Annotated in this window: 20 protein-coding genes; 1 reads left to right on the top strand and 19 read right to left on the bottom strand. The window is 56.6% G+C overall.

Annotation, left to right across the window (positions count from 1 at the left end; genetic code table 11):
- The 4 genes from EOL86_01185 to EOL86_01200 all read right to left on the bottom strand — a co-directional run.
- The coding region (locus EOL86_01185) for a transposase (protein ID NCD24195.1) at window positions 1–611 on the bottom strand (611 nt) is incomplete at its 3' end.
- A complete protein-coding gene (locus tag EOL86_01190) occupies window positions 611–835 on the bottom strand; it encodes a type II toxin-antitoxin system HicA family toxin (protein ID NCD24196.1) in 225 nt (74 codons plus the stop codon). The genes EOL86_01190 and EOL86_01185, both read right to left, overlap by 1 nt.
- A 1-nt stretch (window position 836) precedes the next feature.
- Window positions 837–1,070: a DUF1902 domain-containing protein gene (locus EOL86_01195; GenBank protein NCD24197.1), complete on the bottom strand. Its 234-nt coding sequence runs from the start codon at window positions 1,068–1,070 to the stop codon at window positions 837–839.
- A 326-nt stretch (window positions 1,071–1,396) separates the two neighbouring features.
- Entirely contained in the window at window positions 1,397–1,873 is a 477-nt protein-coding gene (locus EOL86_01200) for a hypothetical protein (GenBank protein NCD24198.1), read from the bottom strand.
- 309 nt (window positions 1,874–2,182) lie between these two features.
- Here EOL86_01200 and xrtD point away from each other — a divergent pair, with 309 nt between their 5' ends.
- Window positions 2,183–3,742 (top strand): VPLPA-CTERM-specific exosortase XrtD, encoded by a 1,560-nt coding sequence (xrtD, locus tag EOL86_01205; protein NCD24199.1) that lies wholly within the window; start codon window positions 2,183–2,185, stop codon window positions 3,740–3,742.
- Between the two features lie 125 nt (window positions 3,743–3,867).
- On the opposite strand, the gene greA is transcribed toward xrtD, so the two are convergent.
- The 15 genes from greA to EOL86_01280 all read right to left on the bottom strand — a co-directional run bounded on the left by greA (window position 3,868) and on the right by EOL86_01280 (window position 18,971).
- Complete coding sequence (greA, locus tag EOL86_01210; GenBank protein ID NCD24200.1) at window positions 3,868–4,356, bottom strand: transcription elongation factor GreA; 489 nt, start codon at window positions 4,354–4,356, stop codon at window positions 3,868–3,870.
- Between the two features lie 162 nt (window positions 4,357–4,518).
- Window positions 4,519–5,301, bottom strand: coding sequence for a VacJ family lipoprotein (locus tag EOL86_01215; protein ID NCD24201.1), 783 nt, complete (start codon window positions 5,299–5,301; stop codon window positions 4,519–4,521).
- Window positions 5,294–5,872, bottom strand: coding sequence for an ABC transporter substrate-binding protein (locus EOL86_01220; GenBank protein ID NCD24202.1), 579 nt, complete (start codon window positions 5,870–5,872; stop codon window positions 5,294–5,296). Before EOL86_01220 ends, EOL86_01215 begins: the two co-directional genes overlap by 8 nt.
- Window positions 5,869–6,321, bottom strand: coding sequence for an outer membrane lipid asymmetry maintenance protein MlaD (gene mlaD / locus EOL86_01225; protein ID NCD24203.1), 453 nt, complete (start codon window positions 6,319–6,321; stop codon window positions 5,869–5,871). Before mlaD ends, EOL86_01220 begins: the two co-directional genes overlap by 4 nt.
- Window positions 6,322–6,323: 2 nt before the next feature.
- On the bottom strand, window positions 6,324–7,511 hold the full coding sequence (locus EOL86_01230; GenBank protein NCD24204.1) for an ATP-binding cassette domain-containing protein: 1,188 nt from the start codon (window positions 7,509–7,511) through the stop codon (window positions 6,324–6,326).
- 3 nt (window positions 7,512–7,514) lie between these two features.
- Window positions 7,515–8,309, bottom strand: a complete 795-nt coding sequence (locus tag EOL86_01235; GenBank protein NCD24205.1) for an ABC transporter permease — start codon at window positions 8,307–8,309, stop codon at window positions 7,515–7,517.
- Window positions 8,310–8,400: 91 nt separating this feature from the next.
- Window positions 8,401–9,270: a pyridoxamine kinase gene (locus EOL86_01240; GenBank protein ID NCD24206.1), complete on the bottom strand. Its 870-nt coding sequence runs from the start codon at window positions 9,268–9,270 to the stop codon at window positions 8,401–8,403.
- 105 nt (window positions 9,271–9,375) lie between these two features.
- Window positions 9,376–9,651, bottom strand: a complete 276-nt coding sequence (locus EOL86_01245) for an integration host factor subunit beta (protein ID NCD24207.1) — start codon at window positions 9,649–9,651, stop codon at window positions 9,376–9,378.
- Between the two features lie 272 nt (window positions 9,652–9,923).
- Window positions 9,924–11,351 carry a PAS domain S-box protein gene (locus tag EOL86_01250; protein ID NCD24208.1) on the bottom strand — a complete coding sequence of 476 codons (1,428 nt, stop codon included), beginning with the start codon at window positions 11,349–11,351 and terminating at the stop codon, window positions 9,924–9,926.
- Window positions 11,348–12,454, bottom strand: a complete 1,107-nt coding sequence (locus tag EOL86_01255; GenBank protein NCD24209.1) for a glycosyltransferase — start codon at window positions 12,452–12,454, stop codon at window positions 11,348–11,350. The genes EOL86_01250 and EOL86_01255 overlap by 4 nt, the downstream gene beginning before the upstream one ends.
- On the bottom strand, window positions 12,454–13,395 hold the full coding sequence (locus EOL86_01260) for an aminodeoxychorismate lyase (protein NCD24210.1): 942 nt from the start codon (window positions 13,393–13,395) through the stop codon (window positions 12,454–12,456). The genes EOL86_01255 and EOL86_01260 overlap by 1 nt, the downstream gene beginning before the upstream one ends.
- Before the next feature lie 102 nt (window positions 13,396–13,497).
- Complete coding sequence (locus EOL86_01265; GenBank protein ID NCD24211.1) at window positions 13,498–14,526, bottom strand: aspartate-semialdehyde dehydrogenase; 1,029 nt, start codon at window positions 14,524–14,526, stop codon at window positions 13,498–13,500.
- Between the two features lie 13 nt (window positions 14,527–14,539).
- Window positions 14,540–15,427 (bottom strand): methylenetetrahydrofolate reductase [NAD(P)H], encoded by an 888-nt coding sequence (gene metF / locus EOL86_01270; GenBank protein NCD24212.1) that lies wholly within the window; start codon window positions 15,425–15,427, stop codon window positions 14,540–14,542.
- Between the two features lie 17 nt (window positions 15,428–15,444).
- Window positions 15,445–16,650 carry a type II secretion system F family protein gene (locus EOL86_01275; GenBank protein NCD24213.1) on the bottom strand — a complete coding sequence of 402 codons (1,206 nt, stop codon included), beginning with the start codon at window positions 16,648–16,650 and terminating at the stop codon, window positions 15,445–15,447.
- Window positions 16,651–17,030: 380 nt separating this feature from the next.
- Window positions 17,031–18,971 (bottom strand): ABC transporter ATP-binding protein, encoded by a 1,941-nt coding sequence (locus EOL86_01280; GenBank protein NCD24214.1) that lies wholly within the window; start codon window positions 18,969–18,971, stop codon window positions 17,031–17,033.
- Between the last annotated feature and the right edge of the window lie 81 nt (window positions 18,972–19,052).

Consider the following 19,052-nt stretch of genomic DNA (forward strand, 5'->3'; position numbering starts at 1 on the left):
GCTGTCCAGACATCATCACGGCACAGATGCCCGCGCCTGACCACGTTCTCCACCCAGCCTGCATAATGCTTCGGGAAATCCGGATCATCCGGCATGCCCGCCAGCCTGGACAGCTCGGACAGATTCACGGTCCTGTAGCGCTGCTTGGGCTTCACGATCTCCTGGAAACCACCATGCTTCCACTGTGAAGGATGCCTAGCCACTCCGGCCCGGATCATGTTGGTGTCAATGTACAGCGAGCACCGCACCAGATGTTCGCCGCTCTCCACCGCCGTGGCATGATAGCGACGCTCCCAGAAGCTCCCCTTGCGGTCGGTCTTCTTGTTGTAGGTAGCAGCCACCTTTGAACCCAAGTCCCGCATCATCCTAGGTATCGCGTTCCTGTCTGCTGGGCTAACCACAAGCAAATGAACATGGTTGCATGTGACCGTGAAGTTGAGCACCGGCACCCGGTAGCGGGCCTGGTTTTCAAAAAGCACATCCACGAACAGTTTGCGGTACAAGACCTGACCCAAAAGAAAGTCCCGATTGTGGCAGCGGGCAGTCAGATGCCACACATTGCCGGGCTCAAAAAATCGTTGCGGATATCCCATCTCAAACTCAGCATTCATCAAACTGAAAGAAACGCATCCGGATCAACTCCTGCCTGTTTCAGGATCGCTCGAAGTGTCCCCTCCGGCATTTCACCTGGATGATTGGGGATCGTTGTAAATTTTTGCGTCTCTGCATTATACCAGATTTCATGGCTTCCGGCCGCTTGGCGGTCAAAACAAAAGCCCAACGCACGAAGTCGGCGAATAATCTCGCGATATCGAAATCCGGAAAGCCGCCCCATCTCAACAACCAACGACAATCTGAAGATCGAACGCGCGTTGGATGCGTGGCTGCTCACAGCTTGACACGCTGTATTCAGCCTGCGCTTCGAGCAGCCGTCTGGCCACGTCGCGAGCAATATCCAATGTCTCGGCGATTGTTCGGCCTTGAGCCACAAGCCCCTGTACCTCATCCGACGTTGCCAGATACATTCCCCCTGGCAACTGCTCGATATGCAAACGGATCATTCGTTCCATGACTGCTCCTGCCTGTGCTTGGGTCTCTGAGACCAACAAGATGCCAATTTCATTCACTTTGCACTCAAAAAAGACCCTTGGTACGACCTTAAAAACGCATCAGTCGCCCAATGCCTGCGGTTGCCGCGTTTCATAGCGCCATCCATCCCCACAAACAACTGCCACACTTCCCTGGCGACGTCCCGGTAACATCCCCGGTACGCGGCCCGACTCCTGGCCAAAAGACTCGGGCTGTAAACTGCATCGCCCAGGAATCATCCACAAATTTAGTGTCGGGCCAGCTTGTAATGCGGTCGACCAAGGACCAAAACAACGCTTTCATCGGATCAATCACGGTCCGTGTCCCGCCTCTGCCGGCGCAGCTCGTCGAGGCGCATCTGTTCCATCCGCATCCAGTCCCGATGTTCGCGCTGTTCCTGCTCCAGGCGCTCTTCCTCGAATTCCGCCCGCTGCCGCATGCGCATGAGTTTTACGGCATGGGCCACATCAATGTCGCGGCCCGGTACGCTGGGCCGAAAAAACGTAAAATTCTGCTCACGGCCATGGGCCGGGTCCACAAGGATCCTGTCCACCCGCTCTTCGGCTCCGCTCGCCCACACGGCGCGATATCCGGTCAAAATCATGTGGCCGCGCGCTTTGTCCTGATCCGAAAACGTGTACTCCATGCAAAATGGCGCATGGCCCAAAAACTGGCGATCATGATAGACAGCGGCGCCCTGCGGCTCGGATGTGTACAGCGTGGTGACCGTGGCACAGCCGCCAAGATACAAAAGGATGAAAAAAATTCCAAAGCACCGCATCATCGCATCGTCCCGCCTGAAAAACGGTTGCACTTGATTTTTCGATTTCTCGCGCGATCAGTGCATGCACGAGAATCAAAACCTCCGTCCAGAACAAAATGTACGCCAGCCGCCTTCACCAAGGAGGCAGCCACGTCATCCCTCGCGGACCGGCCCACGCACCGAGTCGTGGTCCCTATTCCTTGCGAAAAAAACATCGTCCAAAACGCCTTGAGCCGGGAACACAGGCGGCACGCTATTTCATCTTGAAAAATTGTCCAGCCCACGGGCAACACTCCGGCCGTGGGGCATCCAAAAGGCTTGACCCCATGCATGGGAGTTGGCGATGAATGTCAAATAGGAACACAAGGAGCGTGTATGCCGCGTATCAATTGGCTGGGCTGGGGGACTGGGTTTGTTGTTTTGGCGGGAGTATACCATTCCGCCCTATGGCGGCTGGTGGCTCACGACTGGCAACGAACGGACTTCGATTACTGCTACCTCGTCCCTCTTGTCAGCCTTTATTTGATTTGGGAACGCTCAACGGATTTGGCCCGACTGCCATCCCGTCCTTCCTGGGGCGGCATCCTGGCCTTCCTGGGGGCCGTATTCTTCCTTCTGCTGGGCGAATTGGGTGGGGAATTTCTGTCCCTGTATCTGTCCTTCTGGCTGGCCTTGTTCGGACTCTGCTGGACGATCCTGGGCTGGCGCAAGCTCTCGGTCATCCTTTTTCCCGTCTGCTTCCTGCTGACCGCCTTTCCGCCCCCAAACTACCTGTATGGCCGCCTGACTCTGGGCATGCAGCTCCTGTCCACCCGGCTGGGAGTGGATGTCTTGCACATCCTGGGCATTCCGGCCTTTCGGGAGGGAAACGTCATTGACCTTGGATTCACGCAACTTGAAGTCGTGGCGGCATGCTCAGGCCTGCGTTTTCTCATCCCGCTCATTATCGTCGGCATGATCCTGACCTACTATTTCCGGGAAAAATGGTGGAAACGGGCTCTGCTCATGGCCTCGACCCTGCCCCTGGCCATCGCCATGAACGGATTGCGCATCGGCGTGACCGGGATTTTGACCCGCGCCCATGGGCCACGCTTCGCCGAGGGCTCGGCCCACGACCTGATGGGCTGGATCATGTTCGTCATCTCCACCCTCGTTTTGTTGGGATTCATGCGCCTGCTGACCACGCGCGGTCTGCCCACGACCCCGCCACGCAGTTATCAGTGCGGCCCGGCCAGTCCGACATCTTCCCTGCTTCCGCGCCTGGGCGTTGGCCTGCTCCTGCTGCCGATGGTGTTTGGTTTTTTGCGCTACCGCGATATGTCGCCACGGATCATGCCCAAAGCGGGCAACCTGGATGAATTTCCGACCGTTCTGGGCGAATGGACTGGTCGAAAAACAGCTCTCGAAGCCAAATTCATCACGGCCCTACATTTCACGGATTACGTCCAGATCGATTACCGCGACCCCAGTGGACGGACCGTGGATTTTTATGTCGCGTGGTACGAGTCGCAGAGCAAGGGAGAATCCATCCACTCGCCGGAAACCTGTCTGCGCGGCGGCGGCTGGTCTTTCGAGCGAACAGGTTCCGAGGAAGTCAATGTGCCGGGATATGGTCCCGTGCGCGTCAACCGCAGCCTGCTCGAACAGTCTGGACAACGCATGCTGGCCTATTTCTGGTTTCCGGTGCGCGGCCGATTCCTGACCAACGGGGTGGAGCTCAAAATTCACACCTTGCTTGGGGCTCTGACGGAGCGCCGCACCGATGGAGCCCTGGTCCGCCTCATCACGCCATTGGGTCCGGACGAAGCCGAAACGGACGGCGCCAAGCGCCTGACCGCCTTCATGTCTCAGGCGCTGCCGCTCTTGGACAAAATTCTGCCAGGGGCCTGACGGGGCATCGCGCAGGCCGCGAGGGACATCCGAAAATCCCGTCGCCACGTCCCCGGCCCCTGGAAATGAAAAAGCCTCCCCGGGGGATATCCCGGGGAGGCCATGACCGCGCGGACAAGGCAGGCCTATTTCAAGCCGGCCGTTCCATGAAAATTCACAGCAACAATCTCGTAATCCACCCGGCCACGTGGCACCTGCACGGAGATTTCGTCCCCTTCGCTCTTCCCGAGCAGGGCCTTGCCCACTGGCGATGCGATGGAAATCGTCCCCTTGGTGTGGTCGGCCTCGTCCGGGCCCAACAACGTATACGTTTTGCGCTCTCCGGTTTCCATGTCCTCCATGGTCACCGTGGCGCCGAAAACGACCTTGTCGCTGTGCAAGGTATCGATGTCGATGATGTCGAATTGGATCATCCGGGACTCAATGTGGCTGATGCGGGCTTCCAAAAGACCTTGGCGCTCCCTGGCCGCGTCGTAGCCCGCATTCTCGCGCAGGTCGCCTTCCTCTCGGGCCTCCTTGATGGCCTGGATGATGGCCGGTCGCTCCTTCTTGAGTTCTTCCAATTCCTTTTCCAAACGCTTGAAGCCATCAACTGAAATGGGAATCCTGCTCATCGCTATCCTTTATTCATGAAAACGGTTGGCCAATAAAAAAGAGGCTTTGCTTATCCTGGCCCAGACAAGCAAAGCTCTGACTACATCTCGAAATGACTTTTTGGGTACTAGTTCATCCGCTCCCAGGGGTCAAGCGTGGCGCCAACGGACAAAATCCCGTCGTTATTCCGCCTCCAACCCTTGTCGATACTGAAAATACACGTCCTTCATGCTGGTATAGTGATCAAGGGACTCCGCCTTGATGTCCTGATAGGTCTTCATATTGGCCGAAATCGTGTTCGTCTTGTCGTGGGCCGTGAAGGCGTATTTGGTCGTGTCCGGCTGAACCCAGGTCAGGGGGTAGAGCAACGAGTCCGCGACCAGGCCAACGGTGTCGCGCACCGAGGACGGCCCGAGCAAGGGCAGGACGACATACGTTCCGGATCCCACGCCGTAAAAGGCCAGGGTCTGCCCGAAATCCTCGGGCGAGGACTGGAGGCTGGCCATGTTTTTGGTCACATTGAAGAAACCGGCCGAGCCGAAGGTTGTATTCAAGACGAACGACGCGGTTTCCTTGAACATCTTGTCAAACTTAAACTGAAGCAGGGCGTTCACGAAACGTATGGGAAAGGCGATGTTGCGATAAAAATTCGAAAACCCATTGCGCATGTCCGGAGGAAAAAAACCGGCGTAAACCGTGTGCACCGGGGTAAAGACATACGAAATGAGGACGTCGTTGAAGGAAAATACCTTGCGATTGAGTTTTTCCAGGGAATCCGGATGGACGCGGGTATCACTTGGCGCGAAATCATCCGTGGATGATTCATCCGGGCCGCCATTCTCGGCACCATCCGAGGCCGGCGGGTTCATCCCTCCGGCCGAAGACGCCACCTTTTTCGCGCATCCCGCGCCACACAGGGCCAGACTCAGCACCAGAAAAACCACGCAAAACAATCGGTTACTCATTGGTTTTCTCCCTCAATATGGAAATCAGGTGCGCGGGTGGGTTGTTCTGCAAAATTCCCTGGAATTGGGAGCGATAATTCTTAACAAAACTGACGTTTTCCACGGATACATCATACACCTTCCAGGCCGAGTCGCGCTTTTTGAGGTAATAAATCAACTTGGTGCGTACATTGGCCCCGACAATGGTCGAAAAAACCTCGGCCCATTCGTCGGACTTCATGATTTCCTGATCAACGGTGACCTGCTCGTTGTTATAGGCGATGGATTTCCGCAAATAAACCTGTTTGATCAATTTTAAAAACAAGCCTTCGAACTCCACCCGCTGTTCCGGCGAAAAAAGACGCCAATACTGTCCCAGTGCCCGTCGGGAGAGCTCTTCGGAGTCAAAAAAATCATCGACCAGGGTTGACAGTCGCCGGGCCTGGGCCTCGCGCATGGCCGGAGAATCCCCCTGGGTTTCGGCGAGGATGGTGATGACGGCGTCAACATTGGCCTGAATATACGCCGTCGGAGTCGAGGGCGAGGCGAAAGCCAGGGTCGGCAACAAGAATATCAGGGCAAAAAACTTCATTTGTTCACACTTCCAAAGACATATTTTGAGATGAGGTCCTCGATATCAACCGCGGCCTGCGTATCCATGATCACACCGTTATGGGCGAGAATTTCGTCGCTCCCCCCGGGGGTAATGCTGATGTACTTGTCTCCGATCAGGCCGCTGGTCTTGACCGAGGCCGTCGAATCCGAAGGGACCGCGACCTCGTCTTGAATTTGCATGGTCACTTCGGCCTGATACAACTGCTGATCGAGGTCAATACGGGCCACCTTGCCCACGTATACACCCGAAATTTCGACGTTGCTTCCGACACGAAGGCCATTCACGGCTGAAAACTTGGCCGTCAGGTGATATTGCCCCCGTGAAAAAAGAGTCGTGCTGGCCAGGGTCAGGGTCAGGTACGCCACGCAGGCCAAGCCGATGATCACAAAAACGCCGACCGTGGTTTGAAGGGAACTATTCTTCATGATTACGCCAATTGTTTTGCCGTGTTCAGGGTTTTCCGCACAAGGGCGTGCATGTCATCGTCCTTGGCCATGGGCGAGCAACCGATTTCCAAGGCGAGATCGTTCTCGCGAAAAGTGGACTGAGCGACTCCTTGGCCAAAATACGCTTTGAGCTCATGAACCAAGGCCAATACCGCGGCCTTGTCCTCGATACGGGCAAAAATCAAAAAAACACCCCTGGAATAGGCCCCGGTAAAAATCGCCGCGTCATCCAAGGAACCCAAAAAACGCGCCACATCCTGGATGAGTCCGTGGGCGAAAAGATTTCCCCGAAAATCAATCATCTCGTGCAAGCCCCTGATACGCAGCGCGAAACAGTACCGGGGAGAGGCGGGATCCAGTGTTGACAGCAATTCCGTGAATTTTTCCGAAAGAGCCAGCCTGCTCCGAAGGCCGGTAATATCATCCACGAGCAAATCCTGCCCGTGGGTGTACAAATACAAGGCCGGATGATTGGATTGCTCCAGTTCGATGGGCGTTCCGGAAAACACGATTTTTCCCTCGTCAAGGATATGCACCCGGTGGGCGATGTAAAAAATGTCCGGAACATCGTGCGTAATGATCACGGCTGTGAAATTCAAACGCTGATGATAATGATGGATCATGGAAAAAACGGAATTTTTCCGAATGGGATCCAGGCCCGTGGTCGGCTCGTCAAAAAAAATGATTTCCGGCTCGGTGATCAGGGCCCGGGCCAAGGCGACGCGCTTCTGCATTCCACCGGAAATCTGCTTTGGATAGATGCCGGCCACCTCGCCCAGATCCAGCTGGTCGATCCGGAAGGCGACCTTGTCCCGGATTTCCTGCTCCTTGAACGCGGATTTTTCCCGCAACGGCAGGGCGATATTCTCGAAAACCGTCAAGGAATCGAACAGGGCGTTATGCTGGAACATATAGCTGCATCTGTCCTTGATCTTCGAAAACTCCTTGCGCGTGATGGCGGAATACGAAACCCCGTCAAAAATGATTTCCCCCGCGTCCGGTTCGATCAGACCGATGATGTGCTTGACAAGAACACTCTTGCCGACACCACTTTTGCCGATAATGGCCGTGATGGCATTCTTCTCGATATCAAGAGAGACGCCATCCAGCACGACACGGGAGCCAAAGGCCTTGGAGATATGTTGCAGTTGAATAAGTGGCGTTGACATGGCTCACATCAAAAACGAGGTTATGACGTAGTCGGCGATCAATACATATACACACGACTGCACCACGGCCGATGTCGTGGAATTACTGACGCCCTGGGCGCCAGCGCTGCCTTGATTCAAATGCGTGTAATAGCCGCAAAAACACGTGATGCTGATCACGATAAAGGAAAACACCACGGACTTGATAAACCCGCCGGTGATGTCGGAAAGCAGCAGGCTTGATTGTATCTTGCTGAAAAAAATCCCGGAACGGGAACTGAGCAGCACGGAGGAAAAATAGCCGCCAAGAATCCCCACGCAATCAAACACCGCTGTCAACAAGGGAAAACAGATAAACGCGGCGATCATCTTGGGCGTGACCAGATATCGGACCGGGTCGATGTTCATCGTGGCCAGGGCGTCGATCTGCTCGGAGATGCGCATGATGCCGATTTCCGCGGTAATGCTCGAACCGGCGCGACCAATGAGCATGATGGCCGTCAGAACCGGGCCGAGTTCCCGGACCAAGGACAAGGCCACGGCCACGCCGAGCATGCCCTCGGCGCTGAATTTGATCAGGGTGTAATAGCCCTGCAGGCCCAGAACCATCCCGGTGAAAAATGCCACCAGGACAATAATGTTGAGCGATTTGAATCCAATAAAGTGAATATTATACAGAATTTTCGGAAGCATGTTCCTGAGGGAAAAAACATGCGCCAAGCTCGAACAGGAAAAGATGGCCCACAATCCGACAGTTCCAGCCAGTTGCGTAACCTTTTCCCCAAGGAGGGCGGGCAAGGCCGAAATTGATTTCAACATGGCAAACTCCAGGTGACGGCGCCTTGCCACGGACCACGGAGAACGTGGCCCAAGGAATTACCGGAGGTGTTGAAAGCGGCGGACATGGATTTCATATGAGTTCGTAGCTGCTCAGGGAAACCGGGGCGTTCAGACTAGGGAGAACGCGTTCCAAAAAAACGCCATCCCGTTCCGGAAAATCGTATCCAAAAGTCGCCCGGATGGCCATGGACACGAATTGCACGGCCCGGTCCAGAGACAGGGGCAGGGAATCGCCCTGCAACAGGGACCCCGTGATCACGCTGGCGAAAATATCGCCCGTGCCGGGGTAGTGGGCGGGAATATATGGGCAGGAGACCTTCCAGAAGCGTCCGGTCGATCGGTCAAGGGCGATGACCGAAGTGCCCCGGCCCTCGTCCTCGGGCACGCTGGTGATAATGACGCACCGTGGGCCCATATCCGCCAATCCGCGCACCCACTGCTTGAGCTCGGCCATGGCGATGGACGAAACAGGAGCCGCGCCGAGCAAAAAGGCCGCCTCGGTGATGTTGGGCGTGATCACGTCGGCGCAGGCCACCAGGCGCCGCATTTCCAGGACCATGTCCGAGGTCATGGTCTCGTAGAGCATCCCGTCGTCACCCAGGACTGGATCGACAACAATCAAGGGACTGCCCTGGGAGAAATCCCGAATCAGCTCCTTCACGATGCCAATCTGGGTGGGCGACCCGAGAAAACCAGAATAAATACCGGCAAACGACAGTTTCAAGCGTCGCCAATGCGCCACGATAAGCGGCATGTCCTCGGTCAAGTCGCGAAAATGGAAATCGGTGAAGCCCCCGGTGTGGGTCGACAAAATGGCGGTCGGCAAGGTGCAAACCTGGATGCCCATCACCGAAAGAATCGGGATGACCGCGGACAGGGACCCTCCTCCAAACCCGGACAGGTCGTGCACCGCAGCGACACGCTGAATTACTGTTTGCACTTTTGAAAACCCCATGTGACGGCCTTCGCGCCGGAACATCCAGCCCTCCCCGCCTCAAGCTTGCCGCGAGCAATGGCGCCGAACCCAGGCGCTGTCAACAGCGGGCTAGCTATTGAGATAGTCCAGAAGGCCCTTGCCCGCCTTGAAAAACGGCATTTTTTTCGGCTTGACCTGCACGGACTCACCCGTTTTTGGATTGCGGCCGACATATCCCTCGTATTGTTTGATCTTGAAGCTCCCAAAGCCCCTGATTTCAACCCGATCGCCACGGAGCAGGGCGTCCCGCATGGAGTCGAAAAAGGTATCGACAATTCCCGCCGCTTCATCGTTTGAAACCTTGATTTTGTCGGCAAGAGACTGAATAAGCTCACTTTTATTCATCATTCACTCCCCCGGGCCCACCAACACGCCCGAGCTGGTTAAATTGCGACGCCCACCATCCGGCGTCTTCGCGCATTGCCGCTTCGTTCCTGAACGACCCGTACCGCCACCGCCACGAACATACCAAACGCGGGGCGGTCAGGACATTGGCACGGTCCGGAACGTTGGTTCCGCTCGGCCCCATGCCTCTTTTATCCTGGCATTACGGCCTTATGCACAAAAAAACAATGCTTGTCCAAGGATGCGACACCCACGTTTTGACCGGGCCACATCTACCTGAACTTCAGATCGAAAAGAATGCCCCCGATTCCATCCGAAACGGGCTTGGGCGGTTCGGGCTTGTGATAAATTTTACGGACCGCTCCTCCCAGCTGCTTCAATTCGGACACGATATTTTCGGAATCCGCGATAACCTCGAGGATCTTGTCCAAATATTTGACTTTTTGAGAGTCATCCGCACAGGTTTCAATGCTGCCCATGTAATCGTGAATCAGTCCGTAATGCATGACCTGGACCTGGATCAGATTATTGAGGCGATCCGAAATACCACCCAGGGTCCGGCGGTATGTCTCCAATTCCGTGCGTTCGATAATATGCCGTGTGTCATGGATGATGGCCTGGTAGGTTTCAAAACGACCGGTGCGTGAATTTTTCTTGCATCCGGCCGTTATCATGACTTCAATCACGCCGCCCGAAAACGTCCGGATTTTGACGGGATAGTCGGTGATGCTGCCGTCGGCCCAAATTTTTTCAATCATCACGTCCCGCTCACGAGGATCACAAAAATAGTCCGAGGCATTGGCGGACAACGCGTCGGCCTTGTCGGCGAAACCCAACAGGCGGATGGCCGCGTCGTTGATATCGATGAATTTTCCATCGGCCGTGGCCACGAAAATCGGATCGGTTGAGTGCTCGAAAATTCTTCGGTATTTGCGCTCGCTGATGCGCAACATTTCAACGTCCTGCTTCCGCTCCGTGATGTCCTTGATAAAATGGTAGACCTGCTGAATCTTGCCGTGCCCATGTTCCTTGTAGATCACCTCGCCTTCGTCCCGAACCCACTTGGTTTCACCGGCGGCGGTCACGATGCGGTACTCGATCTTTTCGTACTCCAAATCAACCAAGCCATAGTAGAAGGCTTTGACCCGTTCTTGGTCCTCGGGCACGACGAGATCAATCGGATGAAAAAGGTTCTGCTCGAACTGCTCCGCCGGAATGCCATAAATTCCCTCGGTGGCGCTGTTGGCGGACACAATTTTCCGGTGGTGGCGGTCAAAAGCAATGATCACTTCGGGGATCGAATCCATGACCCGACGAAGCTCCCTGGTTTTTTTCAGCTTTTCCGTGATGTCATTCAAAGAGCACAGGATCGCGGGCTGACCGTCGTACTCTATTTTTTTCCCGCTCAACTCAAGGACATATTCCTTGTCATCACAATTGATAAAGTTGAACTCAAAAACATTGCTCACGCAAAACGTGCCGCTTTCCTTGATCGACGACAAATATTTACAGACCTTGTTACGGTCATTGTCCATGACAAATTCGAAAAAATGCATGCCACGCAAGCCGCGACCACAGTTACCAGCCAGCTGCGCAAAACAATTATTATGATATAAAATTTTGTAATTCGCGATAATAACAATGCTTTGATTGATAAAATTGAGAATATCCGTACTTCTTTCGCTAAAAATATGCTTCATGACTGGCCCACGAATTTATTATTCTTCTTGCACCCGTAATCGCAAAACGCAACATAGGCATGAACATACAATTCATGCATGCGCGCTGGTGCGTACAATTCGACATCTTTACAGCCTTGGGCCACAAGGGTCTTCACCAAGGCTGGTTCCTTGCGCAAACGTTCAATCTGCGCGGCAAGATGTGCAACATCTCCATTTCGAAACACCAATCCATTAACTTCGTTCTGAACCAACTCTTCATTGGCGGGCAAATCCGAACAAACAACAGGGACCTGGGACACCCATCCTTCCTTGATCACCCCGCTGGAGCCCTCGCCATGAGCCGACGGGACAACGAGAATGTCCAAAAAGGGCAAAACCTGAAAACTCTCGACATGTCCTTTCCAGACGATGTGCCCGTCCAGGCCAAGTTGACTGGCCTGGGCGCGTAATCCGGATTCCAGCTCGCCGGCGCCGACCACCCACACTTCTGGAATTTTTTCCAGCCGCGCCAAGGCGGCAAAAAACTGGGCATGCCCCTTTTGGGGCGACAAGGCGCCAATGACCCCGATTCGGCCGCCATTTTCGTGGCCACGCGGCGTGTAGCGTTCCAAGGGGATCGTGCTGGCAATGACCCTGGTCCGGGCAACTCCCGCCCCACGAACCACGTCCTCGACCTCGCGGCTGACACAGACCACGCAATGACCGCGCCGATATTTCCACCGACTCCAGCCCTGGCCCAGGGAATAGCTGACCCGGCGGGTGTGCACTAGGCAAACCCGCCACCGCGCCAGCGAAACCAACGCGCCCAGGGATGCGCCACGCGCGTCATGGGTGTGAAGGATGGTATCGCTGCCACCGCACGCCCGCGCCAGACAGAAGATGTTGCGCGGGTCGAAATCGTACCGCGCGGGAAGAATCACGACCGGAATCCCCATTCGCCCGGCCATGTCCAGGATGGGAGCGCCCTTGGGGCTTGCCACGCGAACATCCATGCCCGCGCGCAGCTGCTCGCGTGCCAGATACAAAACCTGGCGTTGCCCGCCCCGGTATTCCATGCCCAAATCGACATGAAGGACTCGAAAAGGCGGAATTCGGAAAACCGTGTCGACCTGGGTCGCCATCAAAACCTCGTGGCCCGGGCCCCTCTGTCGGCCACCAGCAGTTCGCGCAACTGGCCTGCCACGGGGCCTGGTTGTCCATCGCCAACGACACGCCCGTTATACCGGACCACCCCCACGGCATCGATGCTTGTCCCAAGCAAGATAATCTCCCGGCATCCATACAATTCTTCTTCCGGCACCGGTCGGGTCGCGACAACCATGCGCGCCCGCATGAGGTCCATGGCCCGGGCCAAGGTCGTGCCGGTCAGCGCGTTTCTCAGTTCGGGAACAACGAAAATCCCGGCCGCATCGACCAAGACCACATTCTCCGTGGACCCCTCGGCCAGACAATCATCGGCGTCAAAACACAGCGGATAATCCGCGTCGTGCTCGATGGCGTCCTTTTTCATGAGCACGTTGGGCAAATAGTTGACACTCTTGATCTGGGACATCCATCCCTGCTTGGCGGGAATGCTGGTCCGCATGGCACTGACACCTTGCGTCCAGAACGAATCCGGCTTGCGGGCAAATCGTTTGGCCACGATATACAGGCTGGACCGGGGGCATTCCCGGTAATCCAGGGTGAACCCGCCTGGACCGCGCCCGCAAAAAATCAGCACATTTCCCTCGGCGGCCCGACTGGCCTGACACACCTCGAAAACCAGGGACCGAAGGACATCCACGTCCACTGGCGGGATCAATCCAATGGCCCCGGCGGAACGCGTCAAGCGGCCCAGGTGTTCATCGAGTTGGTAAATTGCCCGGTTTTCAAAACGCAGGGCTTCAAAAACACCGTCCCCTCGATGGACCAGATGATCGTCCAAAGGAATGACCATGAGCCGTGGGTTGGTGAAGATGGCGTCCATGCCGTGGTCATAAAAGGCCAAAATGTTTTCCTCGCCAGGCCGGGGAGAGCCCAGCAAGCGATCCACGAAATACTGCTCTGTTTCCAGTTTAGCCATGACGAGCTCCAGCAAATAACCATGATGCGAAATTCTGACGAAGCACGCCCCAGACCGTTTCCGGACCGGGGCGTGTAGGATACGCGAAACGCGAGGAGGATGCTAGGGGACGCGCAACAAATTCCGCTGCAGCAGGACCTCGGCAATCTGGACGGCGTTGAGGGCCGCGCCCTTGCGGATGTTGTCGGCCACGACGAACAGGTTCAGTCCGTTCTCGATGGTGTCATCCTCGCGGATACGTCCAACAAAGGTGTCATCCTCGCCCGCCGCCAGGATGGGCATGGGGTAAATTTTTTCGCTCGGGTTATCCAGGACGCGCACTCCTGGCGCCTGGGACAAAATGGCCCTGGCTTCCTTGGAGGTCAGCTTCTTCTCGGTCTCGATATTCACGCTTTCACTGTGCCCGTAAAAAACCGGCACGCGGACCGTGGTCGCCGTGACCCGGATGCTGTCGTCGCCCATGATCTTTTTGGTCTCGTGGACCATCTTCATTTCTTCCTTGGTGTATTCGTTGTCCAGGAAGACATCGATCTGCGGCAGGCAATTGAAGGCGATGCGGTGCGGATAAACAGCGCATGAGGCGTCCTGACCATTGAAAAGCTGACGCACCTGGGTCTCCAGCTCGACGATGGCTTTTTGCCCCGTGCCAGACACCGCCTGATAGGTGGAAACCACGATGCGCTTGATCCGGGCCGCGTCGTGCAAGGGCTTCAAGGCCACGACCATTTGAATGGTGGAACAGTTGGGGTTGGCGATAATGCCCTTGTGCCAGGACAGGTCGTCGGGATTGACCTCGGGAACGACCAGGGGCACGCCCGGGTCCATGCGCCACGCGCTGGAATTGTCCACGACCACGCACCCGGCCTTGGCCGCGCACGGAGCGAATTTCTCGGAGGTCGAGCCGCCAGCGGAAAAGAGCGCCAAGTCGACGCCGGCGAAGGAATCCTCGGTGAGCTCCCGCACGGTCAAGGTACGGCCGCCAAACTCCACCGTGGTCCCGGCCGACCTGGACGAGGCCAGGGCCCGAACCTCGGAATGGGGAAAATTTCTGCGGACCAGGGTATCAAGCATTTCCCGACCCACGGCGCCCGTTGCGCCCACTACTGCCACGACTGGTTGCTGTGTCATTATCGCCTCCAAAAAGTTACTCGCCCCCAACCCGGTCTCCGAATTCCTTCCAAATTTCCAGGCAGGTATCGGCTTTGTTGAGAGTGTACAGATGCACGCCAGGAGCTCCCCGGTCAAGCAGATTTCGGATCTGGTTCTTGGCATGGCCAAGGCCCAGACCGCGCACCCCGCTGTCCCCATACGCGGCATGAACGTGTTCCAAGTCCCGCATGTAGTCGTCGGGGACGCTGGCTCCGCAAAAGGACAACATGCGCTTCAACGCGCCCAAATTGGCCACCGGAAGCACGCCGGGTATGATTGGAACCGTGATGCCCAGGGCCCTGGCCCTGTCCACGAAATCAAAATACAGATCGTTGTCGAAAAAAAGCTGGGTGATGACAAAGTCCGCCCCGGCATCGACCTTGCGCTTCAGATTGCCCAGATCAACCTCGGCCGAGGGGGCTTCCGGATGCGTTTCGGGGTAGCCGGCAACACCGATGCACAGCTGGGGATACGCGTCGTGGATGAACGAAACCAGATCATTGCCATGCCGGAACGCCTCGCTGTCCGGCACGAACGCGTCGGCTCCGCGCGGCGGGTCTCCCCGCAGGGCGAGGACATTTTCCACGCCGCCCTCCCGGGCATTGTCCAGAAAGGAACGAATCCGGCCGGCATCGGCCCCGACACAGGTTAGGTGGGTCAACGGCTCCAGACCATACTCCTGCTTCATGCGGGTCACGACTTCCAGGGTGTTGTGCTGGGTGCCGCCACCGGCGCCATAGGTCACGGAACAAAAAAGCGGCGCCAGGCCCTTGAGCTGGCGGACGACGTCAAAAAACGCGGGCCATTGGACCCGATCCTTGGGAGGAAAAAATTCCAGCGACAAAAATGGTTTCCGCCGCTGGATCAAATCGATGATACGCACGATATCTCCTCGAAATGTTACGCCACGGTATCCGCAATGGAGAATATGGGCAGATACATACTGACGACCAGTCCACCAACGACCACGCCCAGAAAAACGATCATGATCGGCTCGATGAGGGAGGTCAGGGCGTCCACGGCCACGTCCACCTCGTCGTCATAGAAATCGGCGATCTTGGACAACATGGAATCCAGAGCGCCGGTGGTTTCTCCGATGGAAATCATGTGGATGACCATGGGCGGGAAAACCCCGGTTTCCTCCAAGGGATCGGCCAGACTTTGCCCCTCGGCGATGGACCTTTTGGCGTCCAAAACACCAAGCTCGACGGTTTTGTTACCGGATGTGCGCGAAACAATATCCAAGGCGTTCAGGATGGGGACGCCGCTGGAAACCATGGTCGAAAGGGTTCGGCTGAACTTGGCCACGGCCGCCTTGCGCAGCAAGGGGCCAAACACGGGCAAAAAGAGCACCCAGCGGTCCACCAGGATCTTGCCCCGTTCCCATTTGTAGAAAAACTTAAAACCCACGAAAAAAGCTATGATCCCAGCAACAAGCAACAAAAAATTCTGGGTCACGAAATTACTCAGGCCAATGACGAACTGGGTTGGGGCCGGCAGTGCCCCGCCGGATTCCCGGAACATCTGTTCGAAGGTCGGGATGACGAAGATCAGAATGACCGCGATGACGCCCACGGCCACGGTCACGACCACGCCCGGATAGATCATGGCGCCCTTGATCTTGGCCTTGAGCTTGGCGGCCTTCTCGATGTACTCGGCCAACCGCAGCAAGACCGTGTCCAGGATACCACCAGTTTCGCCAGCGTTGACCATGTTGGTATACAGGGCATCGAAAATATCCGGATGCTTTTTCAGTCCATCGAAAAGCGAGCTGCCGCCCTCGATGTCGTTCCGGATGGAGTAAAGCTTGCGCCGCAATTTTTGGTTTTCCGTCTGCTCGCACATGATCTGCAATGCCTGCAAGATAGGAACGCCGGCATTGATCATGGTCGCGAATTGGCGGCTGAAAACAACCATGTCCCGCGACGAAACCCCTCCCTCCAAAAACGTTCCCTCCAGCAGATCCTTGGGCTTTGGCTTGACGCGGAGATCCGTGTAGCCCTTGCGGCGGAGAATGCTTTCGGCAAATTCCAACGTGGGGGCGTCCAGGTCGCCCTTGATCGTTCGGCCACTGCGGGCTTTGGCTTTGTACAAAAAAACAGACATTGGGCTTCCTCCAAAAATAGAGATCACGGGTCGACCCGGGGCACGGCATGGTCTTATCCCAAAGCGTGGGCACCACCAAGTCCGCTTCGTCCAAGACGAACACACGAAAAAATCCCGACCAAAACCACCCAAACAGAGCCTCGCGCCTCGTCAGCCGCTGGCGATCCACCAAACCCAGGACATGACGTGGGCTCCGATCACGGAGCTCATAACTTTTGTTGCCCGTATTTTCCAGAGGGAAAACAGCCAACCCGCGCTATTGGGCGCTAGGTCAAGGGCAGTTAGCCCCCCATCCTCGCCAAAATTTCGCGCCACCACATTATTTTCAAGGACACGGCGCCATGTCGCGGCAAGACACCAGCCAGTTTGCCACGCCCCGGTCAGCACCGCCCTTCCATGTCTTGGAGTTCCTTTTCCAGATAGGCCAGATCGGACATCAGCTCCTCGGCCCGGTTCTGAAGCTGGCTGAACCGCAGCCCCGCTTCACGCGACGCCGTGACGTCCTCATAGGTGGCCGGGTCGGCCAGGATCGCCTCCAGGGCGTCCTGTTCGAGCAAATTGGCTTCCAGCTCCGCCTCCAGCTTTTCGTACTTGGCGCGCAGGGGTTTGGCCTGGCGATGCATGCGATTGCGGGCCTCGGCCTCTTCCCGCTTCTTCTGTTTGAGGTCCTGGCGAACGCCCTTGGCCGTCTCGGGCTTCCTGGCCTCCCGTGCCGCCTCCTGGGCCTTTTTGTGGGCGTGATATTCATCGAATCCGTAGTGGTGCATCTCGATCCGGTCCGGATGCAGTTCCCAAATCTCGTCCACGACCTCGGACAGCAGATAGCGATCGTGCGCGATCACGAGCATGGTCCCGGTATATGCGCACAGGGCATCGACCAATGCCTCCCGGCTTTCCATGTCCAGGTGGTTGGTCGGCTCGTCCATGATCAAAAAATTGGCCCGACTCAAAAACAGGGAGCACAGCACCAACCTGTTTTTTTCGCCGCCACTTAAATCCTCGACCTTTTTTTCCCAGTAGGACTCGCCGAGCATGAACAACCCCAGCACGGACTTGAGCTGAAAATCCGAACTGGATGGCGAGGCCAGGCGCCTGATTTCGGACATGACCGTGAAGGCCGGCCGCAGGATGTCGGTCTGGTGTTGGCTGAAGTACCCGGTGGAGATGCTCGAACCCAAGGCGACCTTGCCCTGGGTCGGAGCCAGGCTGCCGGTGATGAGCTTGATGAGGGTTGATTTGCCCCGGCCATTGGGGCCGACCAAGCCAATCTTCTGACCACGGTAGATATGAAAATCAAGGCCTGAAAAAAGCGGGGCGTCGGCGAAGGAAAAGGACAGGTTCACGGCCGAGAGCACGGTCTGATTGCCGCGCTCGGGCTCGGGCCACGTGAAGGACAGGGTGCGGGAACGGCTTTCGGAAGTCAGGGTTTCCAGCTCGTTCTGCAGTTTGTCGATCTGCCCCAAGCGGCTCTGCGCCTGCCGCGCCTTGGTCGCTTTATAGCGAAACCGATCGACGAAAGCCTGCTTCTTGCCGATCTCGGTCCGCAGCTTCTCGGCCTGACGCCGCGCCTGCTCGCTCCGTTCGGCGTTCCACTGCACGAATTGGGAAAAATTTCCGTCGCGCAGGACGGGCTTTTCCCCACCCAAAAACAAGATCTTGTTGGCGGCATGGTCCAGGAAATAGCGGTCATGGGCGACAAAGACGAGCACGCCAGTAAAGGCGCGAACATAGTCCTCGAGCCACTCCACGGCTTCCAAATCAAGATGGTTGGTGGGCTCGTCCAAAAACAAAATATCGGCGCCCGCGACCAGAACCCGGGCCAGCTTGGCCCGCTCCCGCCACCCGCCGCTCAATTCGCCCACGGGGCGCGGGAATGTGGATTCGGAAAAACCCAGGCCACCCAGAATAGCCTGGGCCCGGTGCTCGGGATTGTAGCCGTATTGATGCTCCAACTCCTCCTGTCGGCGGGCCAGACGAATCAGGGCACCGTCGTCTCCGGCATCCAAGGCCGCGCGCCATTCATGCCAGAATTCGGTCCAGGACGGCAAAACCTCGAGGACGAAATCCTCCAACGTTTTTTCCAGATCGGCCCCGCCCAATTCCTGATGGACGAATCCAATCTGCGTGCCCTTGGGAATGGTCACCTTGCCACTGTCCGGCGACACTTCCCCGGCCATGATTTTCAACAGGGTGGACTTGCCGCATCCATTGGGACCGACCAAGGCCAAACGGGTGCCGGCGTGCACTTCCATGGACAGTCCGGAAAAAAGATCCACACCGGAATAGGATTTGGAAACAGCTTGAACTGTGATTTTACTCATGCGTGATATGCGTGGGAAACGGCGCGGCGGGCACCCGGCCGCGCCCGTCGGGCACAAAATGCGCCGACGGGCGCGAACACG

Source organism: Deltaproteobacteria bacterium, from assembly GCA_009930495.1.
Taxonomy (GTDB): Bacteria; Desulfobacterota; Desulfovibrionia; order Desulfovibrionales; family Desulfomicrobiaceae; genus Desulfomicrobium.

Coding starts and splice junctions, on each gene's coding strand:
- greA (NCD24200.1), bottom strand. CDS start 4,356: ATGAGCAGGATTCCCATTTCAGTTGATGGCTTCAAGCGTTTGGAAAAG.
- EOL86_01280 (NCD24214.1), bottom strand. CDS start 18,971: ATGAGTAAAATCACAGTTCAAGCTGTTTCCAAATCCTATTCCGGTGTG.
- xrtD (NCD24199.1), top strand. CDS start 2,183: ATGGGAGTTGGCGATGAATGTCAAATAGGAACACAAGGAGCGTGTATG.
- EOL86_01260 (NCD24210.1), bottom strand. CDS start 13,395: ATGGCTAAACTGGAAACAGAGCAGTATTTCGTGGATCGCTTGCTGGGC.
- EOL86_01190 (NCD24196.1), bottom strand. CDS start 835: ATGGGGCGGCTTTCCGGATTTCGATATCGCGAGATTATTCGCCGACTT.
- EOL86_01230 (NCD24204.1), bottom strand. CDS start 7,511: ATGTCAACGCCACTTATTCAACTGCAACATATCTCCAAGGCCTTTGGC.
- EOL86_01275 (NCD24213.1), bottom strand. CDS start 16,650: ATGTCTGTTTTTTTGTACAAAGCCAAAGCCCGCAGTGGCCGAACGATC.
- EOL86_01195 (NCD24197.1), bottom strand. CDS start 1,070: ATGGAACGAATGATCCGTTTGCATATCGAGCAGTTGCCAGGGGGAATG.
- mlaD (NCD24203.1), bottom strand. CDS start 6,321: ATGAAGAATAGTTCCCTTCAAACCACGGTCGGCGTTTTTGTGATCATC.
- EOL86_01200 (NCD24198.1), bottom strand. CDS start 1,873: ATGATGCGGTGCTTTGGAATTTTTTTCATCCTTTTGTATCTTGGCGGC.
- EOL86_01255 (NCD24209.1), bottom strand. CDS start 12,454: ATGGCGACCCAGGTCGACACGGTTTTCCGAATTCCGCCTTTTCGAGTC.
- EOL86_01235 (NCD24205.1), bottom strand. CDS start 8,309: ATGTTGAAATCAATTTCGGCCTTGCCCGCCCTCCTTGGGGAAAAGGTT.
- EOL86_01245 (NCD24207.1), bottom strand. CDS start 9,651: ATGAATAAAAGTGAGCTTATTCAGTCTCTTGCCGACAAAATCAAGGTT.
- EOL86_01220 (NCD24202.1), bottom strand. CDS start 5,872: ATGAAGTTTTTTGCCCTGATATTCTTGTTGCCGACCCTGGCTTTCGCC.
- EOL86_01215 (NCD24201.1), bottom strand. CDS start 5,301: ATGAGTAACCGATTGTTTTGCGTGGTTTTTCTGGTGCTGAGTCTGGCC.
- EOL86_01250 (NCD24208.1), bottom strand. CDS start 11,351: ATGAAGCATATTTTTAGCGAAAGAAGTACGGATATTCTCAATTTTATC.